The sequence below is a fragment of the Pseudomonas koreensis genome, assembly GCF_024169245.1.
Taxonomy (GTDB): domain Bacteria; phylum Pseudomonadota; class Gammaproteobacteria; order Pseudomonadales; family Pseudomonadaceae; genus Aquipseudomonas; species Aquipseudomonas koreensis_F.
The window spans coordinates 2,518,233-2,540,409 of sequence record NZ_JALJWP010000001.1 but is presented as its reverse complement, the minus strand read 5'-3'; the positions used below and the strand labels follow the sequence as shown (position 1 = coordinate 2,540,409).

Annotated in this window: 17 protein-coding genes; 12 read left to right on the top strand and 5 right to left on the bottom strand. The window is 60.7% G+C overall.

Annotated features, from left to right (window positions below; translation table 11 throughout):
* Positions 1 to 21: 21 nt before the first annotated feature.
* Entirely contained in the window at positions 22 to 1,221 is a 1,200-nt protein-coding gene (gene dapC, locus J2Y90_RS11340) for a succinyldiaminopimelate transaminase (protein WP_253499564.1), read from the top strand.
* Positions 1,222 to 1,267: 46 nt separating this feature from the next.
* On the opposite strand, the gene J2Y90_RS11335 is transcribed toward dapC, so the two are convergent.
* Positions 1,268 to 2,899, bottom strand: a complete 1,632-nt coding sequence (locus J2Y90_RS11335) for a Na+/H+ antiporter (protein WP_253499561.1) — start codon at positions 2,897 to 2,899, stop codon at positions 1,268 to 1,270.
* Positions 2,900 to 3,190: 291 nt separating this feature from the next.
* Here J2Y90_RS11335 and J2Y90_RS11330 point away from each other — a divergent pair, with 291 nt between their 5' ends.
* From J2Y90_RS11330 to J2Y90_RS11315, 4 genes are all read left to right on the top strand, one after another.
* Complete coding sequence (locus tag J2Y90_RS11330) at positions 3,191 to 3,553, top strand: ArsC family reductase (RefSeq protein WP_093104271.1); 363 nt, start codon at positions 3,191 to 3,193, stop codon at positions 3,551 to 3,553.
* A gap of 31 nt (positions 3,554 to 3,584) precedes the next feature.
* Complete coding sequence (gene dapD, locus J2Y90_RS11325) at positions 3,585 to 4,619, top strand: 2,3,4,5-tetrahydropyridine-2,6-dicarboxylate N-succinyltransferase (protein WP_073476070.1); 1,035 nt, start codon at positions 3,585 to 3,587, stop codon at positions 4,617 to 4,619.
* A 141-nt stretch (positions 4,620 to 4,760) separates the two neighbouring features.
* Positions 4,761 to 5,966, top strand: a complete 1,206-nt coding sequence (locus J2Y90_RS11320) for an aminotransferase class V-fold PLP-dependent enzyme (RefSeq protein ID WP_253499558.1) — start codon at positions 4,761 to 4,763, stop codon at positions 5,964 to 5,966.
* Entirely contained in the window at positions 5,963 to 6,367 is a 405-nt protein-coding gene (locus J2Y90_RS11315; RefSeq protein ID WP_253499555.1) for a SufE family protein, read from the top strand. The genes J2Y90_RS11320 and J2Y90_RS11315 overlap by 4 nt, the downstream gene beginning before the upstream one ends.
* 89 nt (positions 6,368 to 6,456) lie before the next feature.
* Here J2Y90_RS11315 and tcdA read toward each other — a convergent pair whose 3' ends face one another.
* Positions 6,457 to 7,275: a tRNA cyclic N6-threonylcarbamoyladenosine(37) synthase TcdA gene (tcdA, locus tag J2Y90_RS11310; RefSeq protein ID WP_095119300.1), complete on the bottom strand. Its 819-nt coding sequence runs from the start codon at positions 7,273 to 7,275 to the stop codon at positions 6,457 to 6,459.
* Between the two features lie 211 nt (positions 7,276 to 7,486).
* On the opposite strand from tcdA, the gene J2Y90_RS11305 reads away from it, so the two are divergent.
* The 4 genes from J2Y90_RS11305 (at position 7,487) to J2Y90_RS11290 (ending at position 12,693) form a co-directional block, all read left to right on the top strand.
* Positions 7,487 to 10,075 (top strand): glycosyltransferase, encoded by a 2,589-nt coding sequence (locus J2Y90_RS11305; RefSeq protein ID WP_253499551.1) that lies wholly within the window; start codon positions 7,487 to 7,489, stop codon positions 10,073 to 10,075.
* A gap of 204 nt (positions 10,076 to 10,279) precedes the next feature.
* A complete protein-coding gene (dapE, locus tag J2Y90_RS11300) occupies positions 10,280 to 11,431 on the top strand; it encodes a succinyl-diaminopimelate desuccinylase (protein WP_253499549.1) in 1,152 nt (383 codons plus the stop codon).
* Positions 11,431 to 12,240: a putative RNA methyltransferase gene (locus J2Y90_RS11295; RefSeq protein ID WP_253499546.1), complete on the top strand. Its 810-nt coding sequence runs from the start codon at positions 11,431 to 11,433 to the stop codon at positions 12,238 to 12,240. The genes dapE and J2Y90_RS11295 overlap by 1 nt, the downstream gene beginning before the upstream one ends.
* Positions 12,241 to 12,315: 75 nt before the next feature.
* Positions 12,316 to 12,693: a hypothetical protein gene (locus J2Y90_RS11290; protein ID WP_115146380.1), complete on the top strand. Its 378-nt coding sequence runs from the start codon at positions 12,316 to 12,318 to the stop codon at positions 12,691 to 12,693.
* Between the two features lie 138 nt (positions 12,694 to 12,831).
* Here the strand turns inward: J2Y90_RS11290 and J2Y90_RS11285 are convergent, their stop codons facing one another.
* A complete protein-coding gene (locus J2Y90_RS11285; protein ID WP_180699591.1) occupies positions 12,832 to 13,041 on the bottom strand; it encodes a cold shock domain-containing protein in 210 nt (69 codons plus the stop codon).
* Positions 13,042 to 13,277: 236 nt separating this feature from the next.
* Here J2Y90_RS11285 and plsB point away from each other — a divergent pair, with 236 nt between their 5' ends.
* The 3 genes from plsB (at position 13,278) to J2Y90_RS11270 (ending at position 17,012) form a co-directional block, all read left to right on the top strand.
* Entirely contained in the window at positions 13,278 to 15,779 is a 2,502-nt protein-coding gene (gene plsB, locus J2Y90_RS11280) for a glycerol-3-phosphate 1-O-acyltransferase PlsB (protein WP_253499543.1), read from the top strand.
* Positions 15,780 to 15,896: 117 nt separating this feature from the next.
* Positions 15,897 to 16,295, top strand: coding sequence for a YbaY family lipoprotein (locus tag J2Y90_RS11275; RefSeq protein ID WP_253499540.1), 399 nt, complete (start codon positions 15,897 to 15,899; stop codon positions 16,293 to 16,295).
* Positions 16,296 to 16,322: 27 nt separating this feature from the next.
* Positions 16,323 to 17,012: a DUF4197 domain-containing protein gene (locus J2Y90_RS11270; protein WP_253499537.1), complete on the top strand. Its 690-nt coding sequence runs from the start codon at positions 16,323 to 16,325 to the stop codon at positions 17,010 to 17,012.
* Between the two features lie 7 nt (positions 17,013 to 17,019).
* Here the strand turns inward: J2Y90_RS11270 and J2Y90_RS11265 are convergent, their stop codons facing one another.
* Both J2Y90_RS11265 and J2Y90_RS11260 read right to left on the bottom strand, forming a co-directional pair.
* Complete coding sequence (locus J2Y90_RS11265) at positions 17,020 to 18,399, bottom strand: Fic family protein (RefSeq protein ID WP_253499534.1); 1,380 nt, start codon at positions 18,397 to 18,399, stop codon at positions 17,020 to 17,022.
* Positions 18,400 to 19,106: 707 nt separating this feature from the next.
* The gene (locus J2Y90_RS11260) at positions 19,107 to 22,175 is read right to left on the bottom strand and encodes an efflux RND transporter permease subunit (protein WP_253499531.1); all 3,069 of its coding nucleotides are present in this window, start codon (positions 22,173 to 22,175) and stop codon (positions 19,107 to 19,109) included.
* Between the last annotated feature and the right edge of the window lie 2 nt (positions 22,176 to 22,177).

Sequence of the window (22,177 nt, the reverse complement as noted above, 5' to 3'; positions counted from 1 at the left end):
CCGACATTGACCGAGGCCCCCATGAACAACGCTCTGAACCAGCTCCAGCCTTACCCGTTCGAAAAGCTCCGCGCCCTGCTCGGCAGCGTCACGCCGAACCCGGACAAACGCCCGATCGCCCTGTCGATCGGCGAGCCGAAACACCGTTCGCCGGGTTTTGTCGCCGAAGCCCTGGCGAACAATCTGGATCAGATGGCGGTGTACCCGACCACCCTCGGCATCCCGGCCCTGCGCGAAGCCATCGCCGGCTGGTGCGAGCGACGTTTCGGCGTGCCGAGCGGCTGGATCGATCCAGCGCGCAATGTGCTGCCGGTCAACGGCACACGTGAAGCGCTGTTCGCCTTCACCCAGACCGTGGTCAACCGTGGCGACGATGCGCTGGTGGTCAGCCCCAACCCGTTTTATCAGATCTACGAAGGCGCGGCGTTTCTCGCCGGGGCCAAACCGCACTATCTGCCGTGCCTTGATGAAAACGGCTTCAACCCGGACTTCGATGCCGTTTCGCCAGACATCTGGAAGCGCTGCCAGATCCTGTTCCTGTGCTCGCCCGGCAACCCGACCGGCGCACTGATTCCGGTGGAAACCCTGAAGAAGCTGATCGCCCTCGCCGATCAGTACGACTTCGTGATTGCCGCCGACGAGTGCTACAGCGAACTGTACTTCGACGAGCAAACCCCGCCGCCGGGCCTGCTCAGCGCCTGCGTTGAACTGGGCCGCAACGACTTCAAGCGCTGCGTGGTCTTCCATAGCCTGTCCAAGCGCTCCAACCTGCCGGGCCTGCGTTCAGGCTTCGTTGCCGGCGATGCCGACATCCTCAAAGGCTTCCTGCTTTATCGCACCTACCACGGTTGCGCGATGCCGGTGCAAACCCAACTGGCCAGCGTCGCTGCATGGAATGACGAAGAGCACGTGCGCGCCAACCGCGCGCTGTATCGCGAGAAGTTCGATGCGGTGCTGGAGATCCTCAGCCCGGTGCTGGACGTGCAGCGCCCGGATGGCAGCTTCTATCTGTGGCCGAATGTAAAAGGCGATGACGCGGCGTTCTGCCGGGATCTGTTCGAGCAGGAGCACGTGACCGTGGTGCCGGGCTCGTATCTGTCTCGCGACGTCGATGGCGTCAATCCTGGCGCCGGCCGTGTGCGCATGGCATTGGTTGCGCCGCTGGCTGAATGCGTTGAGGCCGCCGAACGAATTCGCGACTTCATCACCCGACAGCAGTGATCAGCGAACGCTTGCAGCAGCGGCCCTGCTGCAAGCGTTCAAACGGCTATTTGACCTGCCCCAGATTCGCCTCGCTCAAATCCAGTTCCCCGAGCACTTCTCGCAACACGTCATCGCCGATCTGGTGCTGACGGCTCAGGCTGTAAAGCTCGAGACGCTGCGCCCTTAGCGCTTTCAACCGCAAGCGCCGCTCAAGCAGATCCATCTGGAACGCCAGCGCCTGGGCTTCGGCGGAATCATTGAAGACGTCGAGTTGATGGCGATATTCGGACATGATCCGTGCCTTGAGCTCCGCTGCCAGCGCCGCTTGCGCAGCATCCTGTGGCACAACCTCTTCAGTTTCCAGTGAATGAATCGCGGCTTCAGCGGTCTTGCGCCAGGCATCACGCACTTCCTGGCGACGCTTGTCGTCCGGACTTTTTTCGATACCACGCAGCAGCAAGGGCAGCGCAATACAGGCCGAGACCAGCGACAGCAGGATCACTCCGGCAGCGATGAAGATCAGCAAGTCGCGTTCAGGAAAAGCCTCGGCGCCGATCAGCATCGGCACGGACATCACGCCCGCCAGCGTCACCGCCCCGCGTACGCCGCCCACCGTGAGCAACCAGCAAGAGCGGGCCGTCGGCACCTGCGTCAGCTCACCCTTGCCGCGCAATCGTCGCAACAACACCGACAAACGCCAGATGCTTTGCACCCAGACAAACCGCAGCAGGACCAGCGCAATGAAAATCGCCAGTACATCCAGGCAACGGTAAAACAGGGTAGGCCACAACGTCGGTTCATGGCTGACCACCGCTTTGATGATGTCCGGCAATTGCAGGCCGAGCAGCAAAAAGATCAAGCCGTTGAAAGCAAATTCGAGCAGCGACCAGACGCTGCGATTGAGCAATCGTGTACTGGTCTGGCGTGGCAACAGATCGAGCCAGCTCTGCATCATCCCCGCCGCCACCGCCGAAAGAATCCCTGAAGCGCCCAAACGTTCCGCCAACACGTAAGCGGCGAACGGCAGCAGCAACATGAACACCACGTGGGTCGCCGGGTCGTCCCAGCCACGCGCGATCATCCATGCGCGCAGGCGACCGACCAGCCAGCTCAGCGCAACGCCAACGGCCAGACCACCCAGCGCCACCGCGACGAACGTCAGGCTGGCATTGGTCAACGAGAACACCCCCGTGACCGCGGCAGCGAGGGCGAACTTGAACGTCACCAGACCCGAGGCGTCGTTCATCAGCGCCTCGCCCTGCAGCATGTGCATCAGCGGCGTCGGCAAGCGGTTCTGCGAAATCGCTGAAACGGCTACGGCGTCGGTCGGCGACAGAACCGCCGCCAGGGCGAAGGCCACGGGCAGCGGAATCGTCGGCAACAGCCAATGAATGAAATAGCCCGCACCGACCACGGTGAACAGAACAAGGCCGACGGCCAGGGTCAGGATCGGTCCGCGCAATTGCCAGAGCGCGCGTTTGGGCATGCGCCAGCCATCGGAAAACAGCAACGGCGGCAGGAACAGAAACAGGAACAGCTCGGGATCGAGGGCGACGTGCAGGCCCAGGTTCGGCCAGGCGAGCAAGGCACCGGCGGCGATTTGCACCAGCGGCAATGGCAGCGGGATGACCCGTCCGACCAGGCGCGAGACACTGACCAGCATCAGCAGGATCAGGACGGTGTAAGCAGTTTGCATAAAACGGAAATCTCAGGCGATCGACAGCGTTGAACTGCCATATTAGCGCCTTAGGCTGTGGCTGACCGTTGCACCTATGTCGCAGCCTCTGTGCATGACTCTCCTGTAGGAGCTGCGGAACGCTGCGATCTTTTTATTCCTGTGGTCAAGATCAGAAGATCGCAGCCTCGTTTCACTCGTCAGCTCCTACAGGGTTTTGCGTTGGAAATTGACCGTGAGCGCCGCGAAACCGTCCGGTCATGGCATAATCCGTCACCATTTTTTTCCAGCACCTGTAAAGGGGGCGATTCCTTGGCCGTTTCAAGTAAAACGTTGCACCTTTTCGGCATCAAAGCCTGCGACACCATGAAAAAGGCGCGCACCTGGCTCGATGAACACGCTGTCAGCTATGACTTTCACGATTACAAGACCGCCGGCATTGACCGTGAGCACCTGACCCAATGGTGCGACGAGCACGGCTGGCAAACCGTGTTGAACCGCGCCGGCACGACCTTTCGCAAACTCGACGACGAACGCAAAGCCGATCTCGACCAGTCGAAAGCCATCGAACTGATGCTCGCACAACCCTCGATGATCAAGCGCCCGGTGCTCGATCTCGGTGACCGAACCCTGATTGGCTTCAAGCCAGATATCTACGCGGCCGCTCTGAAGTAAGCAGCCCGTCACTCTTCGTAGAGGTATTCACATGTCCAATTCCCTGTTCAGCATCGCCTTTGGTGTCGGCACCCAGAACCGTCAAGGCGCATGGCTGGAAGTGTTCTACGCACAGCCACTGCTCAATCCTTCGGCCGAACTGGTCGCAGCGGTCGCGCCGATCCTCGGTTACAGCGAAGGCAACCAGGCCATCACCTTCACCACCGCCCAGGCTGCGCAACTGGCTGAAGCCGTGAAAGGCATCGACGCCGTGCAAGGCAAGCTGCTGACCCGCCTGGCTGAAAGCCACAAGCCGTTGGTCGCGACGCTGCTGGCCGAAGACGCGCAACTGACCTCCACGCCTGAGGCCTACCTCAAACTGCATCTGCTCTCGCACCGTCTGGTCAAGCCGCACGGCGTCAGCCTCGCCGGTATCTTCCCGCTGCTGCCAAACGTGGCATGGACCAGCCAGGGCGCGATCGACCTGAGCGAACTGGCGGAAATGCAACTCGAAGCGCGTCTGCGCGGCGAACTGCTGGAAGTCTTCTCGGTGGACAAGTTCCCGAAAATGACCGACTACGTAGTACCGGCCGGCGTGCGTATCGCTGATGCAGCACGTCTGCGTCTGGGCGCCTACGTCGGTGAAGGCACTACCGTCATGCACGAAGGTTTCATCAACTTCAACGCCGGCACCGAAGGCCCGGGCATGATCGAAGGCCGCGTTTCCGCTGGCGTATTCGTCGGCAAGGGTTCGGACCTGGGCGGCGGTTGCTCGACCATGGGCACCTTGTCGGGTGGCGGCAACATCGTGATCAAGGTCGGCGAAGGCTGCCTGATCGGCGCCAACGCCGGTATCGGTATTCCGCTGGGCGACCGCAACACTGTCGAATCGGGCCTGTACGTCACCGCCGGCACCAAGGTTGCGCTGCTGGACGAGCACAACAATCTGGTCAAGGTTGTGAAGGCGCGCGAGCTGGCTGGTCAGACTGACCTGCTGTTCCGTCGTAATTCGGAAACCGGTGCTGTGGAGTGCAAGACCCACAAATCGGCGATCGAACTGAACGAAGCGCTGCACGCTCACAACTAAGCAGCACCACCCAATACCTGTGGGAGCGAGCTTGCTCGCGAAAGCGGTCTGCGATTCGGCAACCATGTTGATTGACAGATCCCCTTCGCGAGCAAGCTCGCTCCCACAGGGTCAGGCGTATACCCTCCTGGGCCCGCTAACATGATGATCCCCTCCCCCTGGCGCGCCGATTTTCCGGCCATCGCTGCCCTGCAACGGCAAGACCAGACCTATCTGGACAATGCCGCCACGACGCAAAAACCCCAGGCCCTGCTCGACGCACTGACGCATTACTACGCCAACGGCGCGGCCAATGTGCACCGTGCGCAACACCTGCCGGGTGCCCATGCGACACAGGCGTTCGAAGACAGTCGACTGAAAGCCGCCCAATGGCTGAACGCCGGTGACAGCGGGCAAATCGTCTTCACACACGGTGCCACCAGTGCGCTGAATCTCCTCGCCTATGGCCTGGAACATCTTTTCAATCCGGGCGATGAGATTGTCATCAGCGCTCTCGAACATCACGCCAACCTGCTGCCGTGGCAGCAAATGGCGCAACGCCGCAACCTGAAACTGGTGATCCTGCCGCTGGATGCCGACGGCCTGATCGACCTCGCCGCTGCCGTGCATCTGATCGGCCCGCGCACGCGTTTGCTGGCAGTCAGTCAGCTGTCCAACGTCCTTGGTGCCTGGCAACCGCTGACCGCTTTGCTCGGCATGGCCAACGCGCAGAACGCCCTGACCGTGGTCGATGGCGCGCAAGGTGTGGTGCACGGTCGCCAAGACGTGCAGGCGCTGGGTTGCGACTTCTATGTGTTCTCCAGCCATAAGCTCTACGGTCCTGACGGCCTGGGCGTGCTGTTCGGGCGCAACGCTGCGCTGGCACAGTTGCAGCCATGGCAATTCGGCGGCGAGATGGTGCTGGATGCCAACTATCACGATTCGCGCTTCCGCCCCGCACCGCTGGGCTTCGAGGCGGGCACACCGCCGATCGCCAGTGTCATTGGCCTCGGTGCGACCCTCGATTATCTGGCCGGGCTGGATCAGCAAGCCGTGTCGGCACACGAAGCGGCGCTGCACGATTATCTGCTGCGCGGCCTCGCCGCACGCAATGGCGTTCGCCTGCTCGGCAAGCCGCAACTGGCGCTGGCCAGTTTCGTCGTCGAAGGCGTGCACAACGCCGATCTCGCGCACTTGCTGACCGAACAGGGCATCGCCGTGCGCGCCGGGCATCACTGCGCCATGCCATTGATGAAAGGCTTCGAACTGGCCGGCGCGATTCGCGTGTCGCTGGCGCTGTACAACGACTCGGAAGATCTGGAGCGCTTTTTCGAGGCACTGGATCAGGCGCTGGAGTTGTTGCGATGAGCTTGCCGGTTGAAGCGGCTGAAGCGCTGCAGACTTTTCAGAATGCGGCTGGCTGGGAACAGCGGGCGCGGCTGCTGATGCAGTCTGGTGATCGCTTACCGGTGTTGGATGACGCTGAAAAGTGCGAGGCCAACCGGGTGCATGGCTGTGAGAGTCAGGTGTGGCTGGTTGGCGAACTGCACGACGATCACTGGCAGTTCAGGGCGAGCAGCGATGCGCGGATGATTCGCGGACTGGTGGCGTTGTTGCTGCTACGGGTCAACGGGTTGTCGGCGGCTGAGTTGCAGCAGGTGGATCTGCCGCAGTGGTTCGCTCAGCTGGGGCTGTCGCGGCAGTTGTCGCCTTCGCGCAGTAATGGCTTGAATGCCGTGCTCCAGCGAATGAATGAGTTGGCTGGTTAATCGCTTTCGCGAGCAGGCTCGCTCCCACAGGGGAATGCATTTCAATGTGGGAGCGAGCCTGCTCGCGAAGAGGCCATCAGCCTCACCGATCAAACCTCAGGTTTAATGCGATCCGCCGGGCGCCGCACCCCCGCGACAATCTTGTCCACAGCCTTGGTCGCCGCGACCATGCCAAATGTCGCGGTAACCATCATCACCGCGCCAAACCCGCCGGCGCAGTCGAGCTTCACGCCATCGCCGACAAAGCTCTTCTGCAGACAAATGCTGCCGTCCGGTTTCGGGTAGCGCAGCTGTTCCGTGGAAAACACACACGGCACGCTGTAGTGGCGGGTCACGGTGCGGGAAAAGCCGTAGTCACGGCGCAAGGTCGAGCGCACTTTCGAGGCCAGCGGATCGTTGAAGGTGCGGTTGAGATCGCAGACCTGAATCAGCGTCGGGTCGATCTGCCCGCCAGCGCCGCCGGTGGTGATGATCTGGATCTTGCGGCGTTTGCACCAGGCGATCAGCGCCGCTTTGGCATTGACCGCATCGATGCAGTCGATCACGCAGTCAATGTTCGGCGTGATGTATTCGGCCATGGTGTCGCGGGTGACGAAATCGGCCACGGCGTGCACCGTGCAATCGGGATTGATCCCGCGCAGGCGCTCAGCCATCACCTCGACCTTGGGTTTGCCCACGGTGCTGTCCAAGGCGTGCAACTGGCGGTTGGCATTGCTGACGCAGACGTCGTCGAGGTCGAACAGCGAGATCTCGCCCACCCCGCAACGGGCCATGGCTTCCGCCGCCCAGGAACCGACGCCACCGACGCCGACGATCGCCACATGGGCAGCGCGCAAGCGTTCCAGGCCCTCGATGCCATACAAACGGGCGATGCCTGCAAACCGCGGATCTTCTGTACTCATGACCATTACCCCAAAAACCGGCGCGCATTATAGGGCCACGCAGCGACAAGTTTTAAGCTTCGCGATCAAGTGTAAGAACTTATGTGCTGGCCGGTTGCCCAAAGTCGGGCATTTCTGCGTCTGTTGTACGACTCATGGACTGCCGGTGTAGGATTCGCGCCCTTTGGCGTTTGCCAACCGTTCCTCCGTTCCACAGCCTTTGGAACCCGAAATCGTTATGTCATCGCGTAAATTTGGACTCAACCTGGTGGTGGTGCTGGCCATCGCTGCCCTGTTCACCGGTTTCTGGGCGTTGGTCAATCGCCCGGTCACGGCGCCGAACTGGCCGCAGCAGATCTCCGGCTTCTCGTATTCGCCATTCCAGCAGGGGCAATACCCCCAAAGGGATCAGTACCCGTCGGACGACGAGATGCGCCGTGACCTGGAAATCATGAGCAAGCTGACCGACAACATCCGTATCTATTCGGTCGACGGTTCGCTGGGAGACATCCCGAAACTGGCTGAAGAATTCGGCCTGCGCGTCACCCTGGGTATCTGGATCAGTCCGGATCAGGAACGCAACGAACGAGAAATCGTCAAGGCCATCGAACTGGCCAACACCTCGCGCAGCGTCGTGCGTGTAGTGGTCGGCAACGAGGCGTTGTTTCGCGAAGAGATCACCCCTGAGGCCCTGATCGTTCTGCTGGATCGGGTGCGCGCTGCCGTCAAGGTGCCGGTGACCACCTCCGAGCAATGGCACATCTGGGAGAAATACCCGCAACTGGCCAAGCACGTTGATTTGATCGCCGCCCACGTCCTGCCCTACTGGGAATTCATTCCGGTGGACAAGGCCGGCCAGTTCGTCTTCGACCGCGCGCGCGATCTGAAGAAGCTGTTCCCGAAAAAACCGCTGCTGCTGTCCGAAGTCGGCTGGCCGAGCAACGGCCGCATGCGCGGTGGTGCCGATGCATCGCCGGCGGATCAGGCGATTTATCTGCGCACACTGGTCAACAAGCTCAATCGCCAAGGCTTCAACTACTTCGTCATCGAAGCCTTCGACCAGCCGTGGAAGGCCAGTGATGAAGGTTCGGTTGGCGCCTACTGGGGCGTGTTCAACGCCGCGCGCCAGCAGAAATTCAATTTCGAAGGCCCGGTGGTGGCGATTCCGCAATGGCGCGTGCTGGCGATCGGCTCGGTGGTGCTGGCGCTGCTGTCGCTGACCCTGCTGATGATCGACGGCTCGGCCCTGCGCCAGCGCGGTCGCACGTTCCTGACTTTTATCGCATTCCTGTGCGGTTCGGTGCTGGTGTACATCGGCTACGACTACAGCCAGCAATACAGCACGTGGTTCAGCCTCACCGTCGGATTCCTTTTGGCGCTCGGTGCGCTAGGAGTATTCATCGTCCTGCTCACCGAGGCCCATGAACTGGCCGAGGCGGTGTGGATTCACAAGCGCCGGCGCGAATTCCTGCCAGTGCTTGGCGATTCCGACTATCGGCCGAAAGTGTCGATCCATGTGCCCTGCTACAACGAGCCACCGGAGATGGTCAAACAGACCCTCGACGCCTTGGCCAACCTCGATTACCCGGACTTCGAAGTCCTGATCATCGACAACAACACCAAGGACCCGGCGGTGTGGGAACCGGTGCGCGATTACTGCGCCACCCTCGGCCCGCGCTTCAAGTTCTTCCATGTATCGCCGCTGGCCGGTTTCAAGGGCGGCGCGCTGAATTATCTGATCCCGCACACCGCCAAGGATGCCGAAGTGATTGCGGTGATCGATTCCGATTACTGCGTGCACCCGAACTGGCTCAAGCACATGGTGCCGCACTTCGCCGACCCGAAAATCGCCGTGGTGCAGTCGCCGCAGGATTATCGCGACCAGAACGAAAGCACCTTCAAGAAGCTCTGCTACGCCGAATACAAAGGCTTTTTCCACATCGGCATGGTCACCCGCAACGACCGTGACGCGATCATTCAGCACGGCACCATGACCATGACCCGCCGCTCGGTGCTGGAAGAGTTGGGCTGGGCTGACTGGTGCATCTGTGAAGACGCCGAACTGGGCCTGCGCGTGTTCGAGAAAGGCCTGTCGGCGGCGTATTATCACGACAGCTACGGCAAGGGCCTGATGCCGGATACCTTCATCGACTTCAAGAAACAGCGCTTCCGCTGGGCCTACGGCGCAATCCAGATCATCAAGCGTCATACCCGCAGCCTGCTGCGCGGCAAGGACACCGAGCTGACCCGTGGCCAGCGTTATCACTTCCTCGCCGGGTGGCTGCCGTGGGTTGCCGATGGCATGAACATTTTCTTCACCGTCGGCGCGCTGTTGTGGTCGGCGGCGATGATCATCGTGCCGCAACGGGTCGATCCGCCGTTGCTGATTTTTGCGATCCCGCCGCTGGCGCTGTTCGTGTTCAAGGTCGGCAAGATCATCTTCCTTTACCGCCGCGCGGTGGGGGTGAATCTGAAGGATGCGTTCTGCGCGGCACTGGCCGGTCTGGCGTTGTCACACACCATCGCCAAAGCGGTGCTGTACGGTTTCTTCACCAGCAGCATTCCGTTTTTCCGCACGCCGAAAAACGCCGACAACCACGGTTTCTGGGTGGCGATCAGCGAGGCGCGCGAGGAGCTGTTCATCATGCTGTTGCTGTGGGGCGCAGCGCTGGGGATCTTCCTGGTCAACGGCATGCCGAGCAATGACATGCGCTTCTGGGTGACCATGCTGCTGGTGCAGTCGCTGCCGTATCTGGCGGCGCTGATCATGGCGTTCCTGTCGTCGCTGCCCAAACCTGTGGCCAAGGCTGAGCCGGCCGCCGCTTGATCGGTTACTGCTTAACGTCAAACGGCGGCCTTCGGGTCGCCGTTTTGCATTAGAATGGTCGCCTTTTTCAATGCCAACACATCCCGTAGGAGCTGCCGAAGGCTGCGATCTTTTGATTTTGCTGTTGATTTCAAAAACAAGATCAAAAGATCGCAGCCTTCGGCAGCTCCTACAGGTTTACCGTGCGCACCCCGGAGTTATTACATGACGGCCCACGCCGACCTATCGCCGACCCTTCAACTGGCCATCGACCTGATCCGCCGTCCTTCCGTGACTCCGGTCGACGCCGACTGCCAGAAGCAGATGATGCAGCGCCTGGGCGATGCCGGTTTCACCCTGGAGCCGATGCGCATCGAAGATGTGGATAACTTCTGGGCCACCCACGGCAACCACGACGGTCCGGTGCTGTGCTTCGCCGGTCACACAGACGTGGTGCCGACCGGTCCGGTCACCGAGTGGCAGATCGATCCGTTCAACGCCGTGATCGATGAACACGGCATGCTCTGCGGCCGGGGCGCGGCGGACATGAAAGGCAGCCTGGCATCAATGACCGTCGCCGCCGAGCGTTTCGTCGCCGATTACCCGAATCACAAAGGCAAAGTCGCCTTCCTGATCACCAGCGACGAAGAAGGCCCGGCGCATCACGGCACCAAAGCTGTGGTCGAGCGTCTGGTCGCGCGCAACGAGCGTCTGGACTGGTGCATCGTTGGCGAGCCGTCGAGTACCACGCTGGTCGGCGATGTGGTGAAAAACGGCCGCCGCGGATCCCTCGGCGCCAAGCTCACGGTCAAAGGCGTGCAGGGTCACGTGGCCTATCCGCATCTGGCGAAGAACCCGATTCACCTCGCCGCTCCCGCGCTGGCCGAACTGGCCGCCGAGCACTGGGACAATGGTAACGACTTCTTCCCACCGACCAGTTTCCAGGTGTCCAACCTCAATTCCGGTACCGGCGCGACCAACGTGATCCCGGGCGATCTGGTGGCGGTGTTCAACTTCCGTTTTTCCACCGAATCGACCGTCGAAGGCCTGCAGAAGCGCGTTGCCGATATCCTCGACAAGCATGGTCTGAACTGGCACATCGACTGGGCGCTGTCCGGCCTGCCTTTCCTCACCGAACCGGGCGCGCTGCTCGATGCGGTGTCGTCGAGCATCAGGGACATCACCGGTCGCGAAACCAAGGCGTCGACCAGCGGCGGCACCTCCGATGGCCGTTTCATCGCGACCATGGGCACGCAAGTGGTTGAACTGGGCCCGGTCAACGCGACCATTCACCAGGTCAACGAGCGCGTGCTGGCAGCCGATCTCGACGTGCTGACCGAGATCTACTACCAGACCCTGATCAAGTTGCTCGCCTGATGCTCGCGTGCCCGATCTGCAGTGAACCGCTCAACGCGGTGGACAACGGCGTGGTCTGCCCTGCCGGGCATCGTTTCGACCGTGCGCGTCAGGGTTATCTGAACCTGCTGCCAGTGCAACACAAGAACAGCCGTGACCCGGGCGACAATCAGGCAATGGTCGAAGCGCGGCGTGACTTCCTCAATGCCGGACATTACGCGCCAGTGGCCAAACGACTCGCCGAACTGGCAGCCAGTTTTGCCCCGGAGCGCTGGGTCGACATCGGTTGTGGCGAGGGTTATTACACCGCGCAAATCGCCGAGGCTTTGCCGAACGCCGATGGCTATGCGCTGGATATTTCCCGCGAAGCCGTCAAACGCGCCTGCAAGCGCAATCCGGCAATTACCTGGTTGATTGCCAGCATGGCGCGGGTGCCGTTGGCGTCAGGCAGTTGCCAGTTTCTCGCCAGCGTCTTCAGTCCGTTGGACTGGGGGGAAGCCAAGCGTCTGCTCAGCGTCGGCGGCGGCTTGATGAAAGTCGGCCCGACCCGTGGCCATCTGATGGAATTGCGCGAGCGTCTGTACGACGAAGTGCGCGAGTACACAGACGACAAGCATCTGGCGCTGGCGCCCGAAGGCATGGCGCTGGCACATAGCGAGACGCTGGAATTCAAGCTGACCCTGGACAAGCCCGAGGATCGCGCCAACCTGTTGGCGATGACACCCCACGGCTGGCGTGCCAGTGCCGAGCGACGCGCGGCGGTGATCGAACAGGCCGAGCCGTTCGAGACCAGCGTGTCGATGCGCTACGATTATTTCGTTCTTCAATAACTTTTGGTCTCGGGCACAGGCCCGGGGCCGGCTAAATCCGCGAATGGATTTTTCAGACCCGCAGTGAGGACATCCATGCGCCAACCGGACATCGAGATTTACCTGAAAGACGCTGACGTCGACCACAAGGCCATTTCCGCCTGGCTCGGCGCAGCGCTGGGCCCGTGCAGCGACTGGGTGCAGAAAGGCCAGACGTACAAGTGCAAGGCCGGCAACGTGCCGGTGACCTGGCTGCCGAAAGCCGTGGGCAAGTGGAACAGTCTGTACCTGGAAAGCGACCAGACCCCGTGGGACGACGACATCGCCTGCGCCCGCGCTGCATTCGCTGCGCTGAACGTTGAAGTGCGTTGTGCACCGGGAACGTGGGTTGAAGAAGAAGGTGAAGAAACCGCTGATCGCTGGATTCGCATCAGCGAAGACGGGGAAGAAGAGATCACCTGGAAGACCGCGTAACCAGGGCAACGTAGAGCCCACGTGGGAGCGAGCCTGCTCGCGAATGCGCAGTGTCAGTCGATATGAATGGTGACTGATACACCGCATTCGCGAGCAGGCTCGCTCCCACAGTGGTTTTTAGCGCTCTGCAGATTTGTGTTACAGACCTACAACATCCTCAGCCTGCAAGCCCTTCTCACCGGTGATCACCGCGTACTCAACCTGCTGACCTTCGGTCAGCGAGCGGTGCCCGTCGCCGCGAATCGCGCGGTAGTGCACGAACACGTCCACCCCGTCTTCGCGCTGGATAAAGCCGTAGCCTTTGGCGTCGTTGAACCACTTCACGTTGCCGGTTTCGCGTGTTGCCATCTGTTCATACTCCTTTTTTATTATTGAACGGGCTTTTCGCAGGAAAGCCTTCGAGGAACGTCAGCCTGCGTCCGACGTCCATGACAGGGCACCGGCAACAGACCGCCGAGTATATGACAGGTGCAGAAACTCTCAACAGGAGATTACTTCGGCGCTTTTTGCCGATTTTCCCTTAATACTGCACACTATCTGGCCCCGAGCGCCTGCTCGGTTCTATCCACTCACGCAGAAGCCGTATGACCCGTTCCCCGTTCCGCCGTCTTGTGTTTGGCACCCTGCGCCGCCTGTTGTATCTCTGGGTTCGCTCCGAGACCATCAATCAGTCGTCGTTCACCCTCAACCTCGACCGCAGTCGTCCGGTGTTCTACGTCCTGCAAAACCCCTCGCTGACCGATCTGGCAGTGGTCGACACCGAGTGCACCAAGGCCGGCCTGCCGCGTCCGGTGCTGTCGGTATCGGTGGGTTCGCTGATCGAGCCGGCGGCGTTTTTCTACCTGACGCCGGACCCGGACTGGCTCGGCCGCCAGGACAAACGCGGCGCGCCGCCGACCCTGACCCGTCTGGTCAGCGCGCTGACGCAGAACGCTGCCGAGGACGCGCAGATCATTCCCGTCAGCGTGTTCTGGGGTCAGTCGCCAGACAGCGAAAACAGCCCGTGGAAACTGTTGTTCGCCGACAGCTGGGCAGTCACTGGGCGCCTGCGCCGGCTGCTGAGCATCATCGTCCTCGGCCGCAAGACTCGCGTGCAGTTTTCCGCGCCGATCCACCTGCGTGAGCTGATCGATCACAACAAGGGCCACGAGCGCACCGTGCGCATGGCCCAGCGCATCCTGCGCGTGCACTTCCGCAATCTCAAAGCTGCGGTGATCGGCCCGGACATTTCCCACCGGCGCAATCTGGTCAAAGGCCTGCTCAACCAGCCGCTGGTCAAACAGGCGATTCTCGATGAAGCCGAGCGCGAAAATATCTCCGCGGAAAAAGCCAAGGCCCAGGCCCTGCGCTACGGCAACGAAATCGCCTCGGACTACACCTACACCGCGATCCGCTTTCTTGAAGTGGTGCTGAGCTGGTTCTGGAACAAGATCTACGACGGCATCAAGGTCAACCACATCGAGGGCGTGCAGAACGTCGCGCAAGGTCACGAAGTGATCTACGTGCCGTGCCACCGCAGCCACATCGACTACCTGCTGCTCTCGTATCTGCTGTTCCGCAACGGCCTGACCCCGCCGCACATTGCCGCCGGCATCAACCTGAACATGCCGGTTATCGGCAGCCTGCTGCGCCGTGGCGGCGCGTTTTTCATGCGCCGCACGTTCAAGGGCAATCCGTTGTACACCTCGGTGTTCAACGAATACCTGCACACCCTGTTCACCAAAGGTTTCCCGGTGGAGTATTTCGTCGAGGGCGGGCGCTCGCGCACCGGGCGCATGCTGCAACCGAAAACCGGCATGCTCGCGATTACTCTGCGCAGTTTCCTGCGTTCGTCGCGGATGCCGATCGTGTTCGTGCCGGTGTACATCGGATACGAGCGCGTGCTCGAAGGCCGCACCTACCTCGGCGAACTGCGCGGGGCGAGCAAGAAGAAAGAATCGATCTTCGACATTTTCAAAGTCATCGGTGCGCTGAAGCAGCGCTTCGGCCAAGTCGCGGTGAACTTCGGTGAGCCGATCAAACTGGCGGAATTCCTTGACGCCGAGCAACCGGACTGGCGCCAGCAGGAACTCGGCCCGCAGTTCAAACCGGCGTGGCTCAACGAAACCACCAACCGCCTCGGCGAGAAAGTCGCCCGACACCTGAACGAAGCGGCGGCGATCAACCCGGTCAATCTGGTGGCCCTTGCCTTGCTGTCGACTACGCGTCTGGCCCTGGACGATCGCGCCATGGCGCGGGTGCTGGATCTGTATCTGGCACTGCTGCGTAAAGTCCCGTATTCGCCGCACACTACCTTGCCGGAAGGCGATGGCCGGGCGCTGATCGAGCATGTGAAAGACATGGATCTGCTCGCCGAGCAGAACGATGCGCTGGGCAAGATTCTGTATCTGGACGAGCAGAACGCGGTCCTGATGACTTACTACCGCAACAACGTCCTGCACATCTTCGCCCTGCCCTCGTTGCTGGCGAGTTTCTTCCAGAGCACCTCGCGCATGAGCCGCGAGCAGATCCTGCGCTACACCCGCGCGCTGTATCCGTACCTGCAATCGGAGCTGTTCATCCGCTGGAGTCTGGACGAGCTCGACGCGGTGATCGATCAGTGGCTGGAAGCGTTCGTCGAGCAGGGCCTGCTGCGTTTCGAGAAGGACGTGTACATGCGTCCGGCACCGAGTTCGCGGCATTTCGTGCTGCTGACGCTGCTGTCGAAAAGCATCGCGCAGACCTTGCAGCGTTTCTACATGACCGTGTCTTTGCTGCTCAACAGCGGCCAGAACAGCATCAGCGCCGAAGAGCTGGAAGACCTCTGCACAGTGATGGCCCAGCGCCTTTCGATCCTGCACGGCCTCAATGCGCCGGAATTCTTCGACAAGAGCCTGTTCCGCCATTTCATCCAGACCCTGCTCGACCTCGACGTGTTGCGCCGCGACGAAGCCGGCAAGCTCAGCTACCACGAACTGCTCGGCGAGCTGGCCGAAGGCGCGGCCAAGCGCGTGTTGCCGGCGGAGATCCGCCTGTCGATCCGTCAGGTCGCGCTGCACCGCAGTGAAGATGCGGCTGATCAGGTTACCGCGTTGCCGGAAGCATGACGCAAATCCCTGTAGGAGTGAGCCTGCTCGCGATAGCGGTTTTTCAGTCAACATCACTGTCGTCTGACACACCGCTATCGCGAGCAGGCTCACTCCTACAATTGAATGGAGTACTACATGAAAAAACTGTTGACCCTCGCCGCCGCCACGCTGCTCAGCGCCTGCCAATCAATCACCCCCGCCGGCAAGGCCAGCCTCGACGGCGAAGTCATCTACCTGCAACGCATCGCCCTGCCCCCGAGCGCGACCCTGAGCGTGAGTCTGCAGGACGTGTCGCTGGCCGATGCGCCAGCCGTGGTCCTCGCCCAACAGAAAGGCCCGATCAAAGGCCAGGTGCCGCTGCCGTTTCATTTGAGCTACGATCCGGCGCAGGTCAAAACCGGCCACCGTTACTCGGTCAGCGCACGCATTGAAGTCAACGGCGAGCTGATGTTCATCACCACTCAAAACCACGCCGTGCAACTCGACGGCAACGACCCGCAGCCGCTGAAAATCCGCGTCGACGCCGTTCGTTAATCCATTTTTCGCCACAAGGAAGCCGCCATGCGCCGCCCTACCCTTCGCTTCGCCGCCGTCTGCGCCGGCCTGCTGATCACCACCAACGCCCTGGCCCTGTCGCTCAATGACCTGTCGCAGCAAGACGCCACCGGCGGCCTCAAGGACGCCCTGACCCAAGGCGCGCAGATCGCCGTGAAACAGCTTGGTACCCCGGGCGGCTTCAGCAACAACCCCGAAGTGAAAATCGAGCTGCCGGGCAAACTCGGCAAAGCTGCGAGCAAAATGAAAGCCTTCGGCATGGGTGCCCAGGTCGAAGAACTGGAAACCGCGATGAACAAAGCCGCCGAATCCGCCGTGACCCAGGCCCAGCCGATCCTCGTCGACGCGGTGAAGAAAATGAGCGTGGCCGACGCCAAAGGCATCCTCAGCGGCGGCAACGATTCGGCGACTCAATACCTGAACAAATCCAGCCGCGAACAGATCCGCGCGAAATTCCTGCCCATCGTCAAGCAAGCTACCGACAAGGTCGGCGTTGCGCAGAAGTACAATTCCTTTGCCGGCCAGGCTGCAGCCTTCGGCGTGGTCGATGCTAAGAGCGCCAATGTTGAAAGCTACGTCACTGAACAGGCACTTAATGGTTTGTTCGAGATGATCGGCAAGCAGGAAGAAACCATTCGTCAGAACCCGGCCGCTGCGGCGACGAGTCTGGCGAAGAAGGTGTTTGGTACGTTGTAAACGGTCATCACGCGGGGCGAAGTGATTCGACCCCGTGTGTTTTTTCTTCTACGGGCCCGCACAAAAAATACACCGCCTCCCGGCCCATCTTTCTTCTGGCGAATATTTGCAACTGCTTCAACCCTTCCAATATCGATTTCGCCTCACTGCCCGTGCAGGAAAAATTTTCCGCGACGTTGCTCGCCGTAAATTCCTTCGCTTCCCCGCTTTTAGCCACCTGATATAGGGCGCGCTGCTGTTGCGTCAGTTGCTCAAATACGCCCGAGCTGATCAGCCAACGGTCAAAATCCTCGGTGTCTGCCACGCTCTTGCGGTAAATATCGGTAAAGCCGACCACGGCTCGCAGAATGACAGAACACTGGAACTCGATGAAATAGGTCAGATCCAGCTCATCCGCCTCGGTGTGCAGATAGGAGCGCCCGTATTTCACCGGTGCATTGCGTAGCAACAGGCTGATCGTAATGTAGCGAAAGCCCGCGAACTCATGCTTGAACATGAACCAGTAAAACAAGGCTCTCGCAACCCGCCCGTTACCGTCGCGAAAGGGATGTTCGTAACCCATGGCGAAATGCAGCGTGATGGCCTTGATCAGTGGATGCAGATAGTTTTTTTCCAGGATCGAGGCATCGGGCTGGTTGATCCAGCCGGACAGCCTCGCCAACCGCGTAACCAGACCCGCCGCAGGAGGCGGTCGGTGCACGGTGTTGCCCGAACCATCCTGAACAACCACCTCATCATTGGTTCTGAACAATCCAGGGGAATACTGCTCGTCATCAATCCCCTCCACACCCACTCGATGGATCTCTGCAATCAGCTCAATGCTCAGAGGTTCATAACGCTTTTCCCAAGCGAAATTCATCATTTGATAATTACCCATGACCATGCGCTCATCCGGCGTCCGCGGCTGGCGCTGATGCTTGAGCATGTCCTTGGCAACACGAGTCGTAGTCGCAGCGCCCTCCAACTGGCTACTTGCGATGGCTTCGTCTTCGATCAGGTCATTGAGCAGACAAGAGAAATGCACACGTTCGCCGATCTGACTGGTCATGTAATCCAGCGCGGCCGTACTGGCGTGACGATCCACCACAGCCAAGGTTTTCTGCGCCAACGGCGTTGGCACATATTTGCCCCACTGCACCGGCTCGCCCAACGGCAACAAACGGATGTACTGGGCTGCCCGCGCCTTCTTCACCAACGCCCAACAAAGGTTGGCGTCCAATCCCGCAGGCCAGCGATAGCGCAACGCCTCGAATGGCAGATAGCGCCCCTGATCATCGAGCGGCTTGAGCAGCGCCAGATAATCCGCAAGTCGTTGCTTGTGGGGCGAGCGGGCCAACAGGTCGAAAACAGGATCCGTTCTGCCGCTTAATGTCGGTGGCTTCTTCATGGGACAGCCTCAAGGACTCGGAAAAACAGAACCCGGAGTACAGCATTCGACGGGCAGCGCCTCAAGATCGGAGGTTTCTGAAAAAGCTGTAGGAAGGCAGCGTGAATTGGCGAGTTGAAATGAATTGGCTGTCAGACCGCTTTCGCGAGCAGGCTCGCTCCCACAGGAGATCGAGTACATCTGATGGCGAATGGTTGGCCGACACGGCGTCATCGCGAGCAGGCTCACTCCTACAATTGGAATCGTCGCATCCGGGACAATCAGGTCGGCTGTCAGGCCGCCTTCGCGAGCAGGCTCTCTCCCACAGAAAAGCAAGCAGCGCAGCTGCCCGCGGCGAAGCCGCCCCACTCGACAATGAGCGCAAGCTCGAGTGCTCTTGATCTTGATCCACCGGCGACGTCGGAAGGCTGAGTGGAGGGATCGATCCGGGCGTGGGAGCGCAGCGACCGTTCGACGAAGTCGAACACAGCGGAAGGAGGTGCAGCGAAGCAAACCGGAGCCGCTGCGCCCGGATCGATCCCGCAGCGAAGGAACCCGAGCCTGCGAGGGCCGAACGCAGGAGCAAGCCTTTTCGGTTACCTTTTTGGCGTTTGAAAAAGGTGACCCGCCGTAAGGGCGGAACCGTAATCAGCAACACCCGCAGAAACGGATATACACCCAAAACACCCAAAGCATGGTCGGCCCGAAGGCCGCCACGACACCAAAAATCAAGCGTCCTTACGCACCCGAAACCAGGCCGCATACAACGCCGGCAAAAACAACAGCGTCAGCGCAGTCGCAACAATCAACCCACCCATGATCGCCACCGCCATCGGCCCGAAAAACACACTGCGCGACAGCGGAATCATCGCCAGTACCGCCGCCAGCGCCGTCAACACAATCGGCCGAAAGCGCCGCACCGTCGCCTCGATAATCGCCTGCCAAGGCCTGAGCCCCGCAGCAATATCCTGCTCGATCTGATCAACCAGAATCACCGAGTTGCGCATGATCATCCCGGACAATGCGATCGTCCCCAGCATCGCCACAAACCCGAACGGCTGCCGGAACACCATCAGAAACAACGTCACCCCGATCAAGCCCAACGGCGCGGTGAGGAACACCATCGCCGTGCGCGAGAAACTGCGCAGTTGCACCATCAGCAAGGTCAGTACCACGACAATGAACATCGGCACCCCGGCATTCACCGACTTCTGCCCGCGCTCGGAATCCTCCACCGTGCCGCCGACATCCAGCAGATAACCATCCGGCAATTCGGCACGAATCGGGTCAAGCGTCGGCATGATCTGCTTGACCAGCGTCGCCGGTTGCTCCTTGCCGTAAATGTCGGCGCGCACCGTCACGTTCGGCAGGCGGTTGCGGTGCCAGATGATGCCTTCCTCGAAGCCGTATTCCAGCGTGGCAATCTGCGACAACACTACACTGCGACCGTTATCCGTCGGCACCGCGAGGCTCGGCAATAACGACAACTCAGTGCGCTCATGCACCGTGCCGCGCAGCAGAATCTCGATCAATTCGTTGTCTTCGCGATACTGGCTGACCGTCGAACCGACCAGCGAACTCTGGAGGAATTTCGCCAGATTGGCCGTACTCACGCCAAGTGCGCGGGCGCGGTCCTGGTCGATGTTCAGATACACAACCTTGCTCGGTTCTTCCCAGTCCAGATGCACATTGACCACATGCGGATTCTCGCGAACCTTGGCCGCCACTTTGCGCGCCAACGCACGGACTTCTTCGATGTGTTCACCGGTAACGCGGAACTGCACCGGATAGCCAACCGGCGGGCCGTTTTCCAAACGGGTGACCCGCGAACGCAGCCCCGGGAACTGTTCGTTGAGGGTTTCGATCAACCAGCTGCGCAGCGCTTCACGCTCTTCGATGGTTTTCGCCAACACCACAAACTGGGCAAAACTCGCCGCCGGCAGTTGCTGATCCAGCGGCAAGTAGAAACGCGGCGAGCCGGTGCCGACATAGGCGACGTAATTGTCGATGCCGGCGTGCTCCTTGAGCAGCGCCTCGAGACGTTTGACTTCGCTGGTGGTATTCGCCAGCGAAACGCCTTCGGCCAGTTTCAGATCAACCATCAACTCCAGCCGGTTCGAAGCCGGGAAGAACTGCTGCGGGACGAAACGGAACAGCATCACCGAAGCGATGAACAGGCCGACGGTCAGTACGATCACCGTCTTGCGATGCGCCACGCACCACTCCACCAGACGCCGCACGCGCTGATAAAACGGCGTGGCGTACGGATCCGGCTGACCATCGCCAGTGCCGTGTTTTGCCGCGTGAATTTTCGCCAGATCCGGCAGGAGCTTTTCCCCCAGGTACGGCACGAACATCACCGCCGCCACCCATGAAGCGAGCAAGGCAATGGTCACCACCTGGAAAATCGAACGGGTGTATTCGCCGGTGCCGGACTGCGCGGTGGCAATCGGCAGGAAGCCGGCGGCGGTGATCAACGTGCCGGTGAGCATCGGAAACGCCGTACTGGTCCAGGCATAACTCGCCGCGCGAATGCGATCGAAGCCCTGCTCCATTTTGATCGCCATCATTTCCACGGCGATGATCGCGTCGTCCACCAGCAGCCCCAGCGCCAGCACCAGCGCGCCGAGAGATATCTTGTGCAAGCCGATGCCGAGGTAATACATGCAGGCGAAGGTCATCGCCAGCACCAGCGGAATGGTCAGCGCGACGACCATGCCAGTGCGCACGCCGAGAGAGAAGAAGCTCACCAGCAATACAATCGCCAGCGCCTCGACCAACACCTGAACGAACTCGCCGACCCCGGTTTTCACTGCGGCCGGCTGATCGGAGACCTTGCGCAGTTGCATGCCGGCCGGGAGGTTTTTCTGGATCCGCGAAAATTCGCCTTCCAGCGCTTTGCCCAGCACCAGAATGTCGCCGCCGTCCTTCATCGCCACGGCCAGACCAATCGCATCGTCACCCATGAAACGCATGCGTGGCGCCGGTGGATCGCTGAAACCGCGACGCACATCGGCGATATCGGAGATGCGGAACGTACGATCGGCGACGCGGATCGGAAAGTTCTTTATCTCATCGACTGTCTGAAAATTCCCTGAAACGCGTAGCTGCAAGCGCTCGCTGCCGGTCTCGAAGAACCCCGCCGTGGACACCGCGTTCTGTTCCTCCAGCGCCTGCTGCACCGCCTCTAGCGGCAGGCCCAGCGTGGCGAGTTTGACGTTGGACAGCTCGACCCAGATCTTCTCGTCCTGCAGGCCGAGCAGTTCGACCTTGCCGACGTCCTTGACCCGTTGCAGCTGGATCTGGATGCGGTCGGCGTAATCCTTGAGCACGGCGTAATCGAAGCCGTCGCCGGTCAGCGCGTAGATATTGCCGAAGGTAGTGCCGAACTCATCGTTGAAGAACGGCCCTTGAATTCCCGGCGGCAGGGTCTGGCGGATATCACCGACCTTCTTGCGCAACTGGTACCAGAGGTCGGGGATGTCTTTGGAGTGCATCGAGTCGCGGGCAATGAACGTGACCTGGGATTCGCCGGGGCGGGAGAACGACATGATGCGTTCGTACTCACCGGTTTCCATCAGCTTCTTTTCGATGCGTTCGGTGACCTGGCGCGAGACTTCCTGCGCGGTCGCACCGGGCCAGCGGGTCTGGATGACCATCGCCTTGAAGGTGAACGGCGGGTCTTCGCTCTGGCCAAGTTTGGTGTAGGACAACGCGCCGACAACGGCGAGCAAAAGCATCAGGAACAGTACGATCTGGCGATTACGCAACGCCCATTCGGAGAGGTTGAAGCGCATCG

Excerpts from the sequence above, each read along its gene's own strand:
- dapC (WP_253499564.1), top strand. The coding sequence starts at position 22 with ATGAACAACGCTCTGAACCAGCTCCAGCCTTACCCGTTCGAAAAGCTC.
- J2Y90_RS11335 (WP_253499561.1), bottom strand. The coding sequence starts at position 2,899 with ATGCAAACTGCTTACACCGTCCTGATCCTGCTGATGCTGGTCAGTGTC.
- dapD (WP_073476070.1), top strand. The coding sequence starts at position 3,585 with ATGTCCAATTCCCTGTTCAGCATCGCCTTTGGTGTCGGCACCCAGAAC.
- J2Y90_RS11320 (WP_253499558.1), top strand. The coding sequence starts at position 4,761 with ATGATGATCCCCTCCCCCTGGCGCGCCGATTTTCCGGCCATCGCTGCC.
- J2Y90_RS11315 (WP_253499555.1), top strand. The coding sequence starts at position 5,963 with ATGAGCTTGCCGGTTGAAGCGGCTGAAGCGCTGCAGACTTTTCAGAAT.
- tcdA (WP_095119300.1), bottom strand. The coding sequence starts at position 7,275 with ATGGTCATGAGTACAGAAGATCCGCGGTTTGCAGGCATCGCCCGTTTG.
- J2Y90_RS11305 (WP_253499551.1), top strand. The coding sequence starts at position 7,487 with ATGTCATCGCGTAAATTTGGACTCAACCTGGTGGTGGTGCTGGCCATC.
- dapE (WP_253499549.1), top strand. The coding sequence starts at position 10,280 with ATGACGGCCCACGCCGACCTATCGCCGACCCTTCAACTGGCCATCGAC.
- J2Y90_RS11295 (WP_253499546.1), top strand. The coding sequence starts at position 11,431 with ATGCTCGCGTGCCCGATCTGCAGTGAACCGCTCAACGCGGTGGACAAC.
- J2Y90_RS11290 (WP_115146380.1), top strand. The coding sequence starts at position 12,316 with ATGCGCCAACCGGACATCGAGATTTACCTGAAAGACGCTGACGTCGAC.
- J2Y90_RS11285 (WP_180699591.1), bottom strand. The coding sequence starts at position 13,041 with ATGGCAACACGCGAAACCGGCAACGTGAAGTGGTTCAACGACGCCAAA.
- plsB (WP_253499543.1), top strand. The coding sequence starts at position 13,278 with ATGACCCGTTCCCCGTTCCGCCGTCTTGTGTTTGGCACCCTGCGCCGC.
- J2Y90_RS11275 (WP_253499540.1), top strand. The coding sequence starts at position 15,897 with ATGAAAAAACTGTTGACCCTCGCCGCCGCCACGCTGCTCAGCGCCTGC.
- J2Y90_RS11270 (WP_253499537.1), top strand. The coding sequence starts at position 16,323 with ATGCGCCGCCCTACCCTTCGCTTCGCCGCCGTCTGCGCCGGCCTGCTG.
- J2Y90_RS11265 (WP_253499534.1), bottom strand. The coding sequence starts at position 18,399 with ATGAAGAAGCCACCGACATTAAGCGGCAGAACGGATCCTGTTTTCGAC.
- J2Y90_RS11260 (WP_253499531.1), bottom strand. The coding sequence starts at position 22,175 with ATGCGCTTCAACCTCTCCGAATGGGCGTTGCGTAATCGCCAGATCGTA.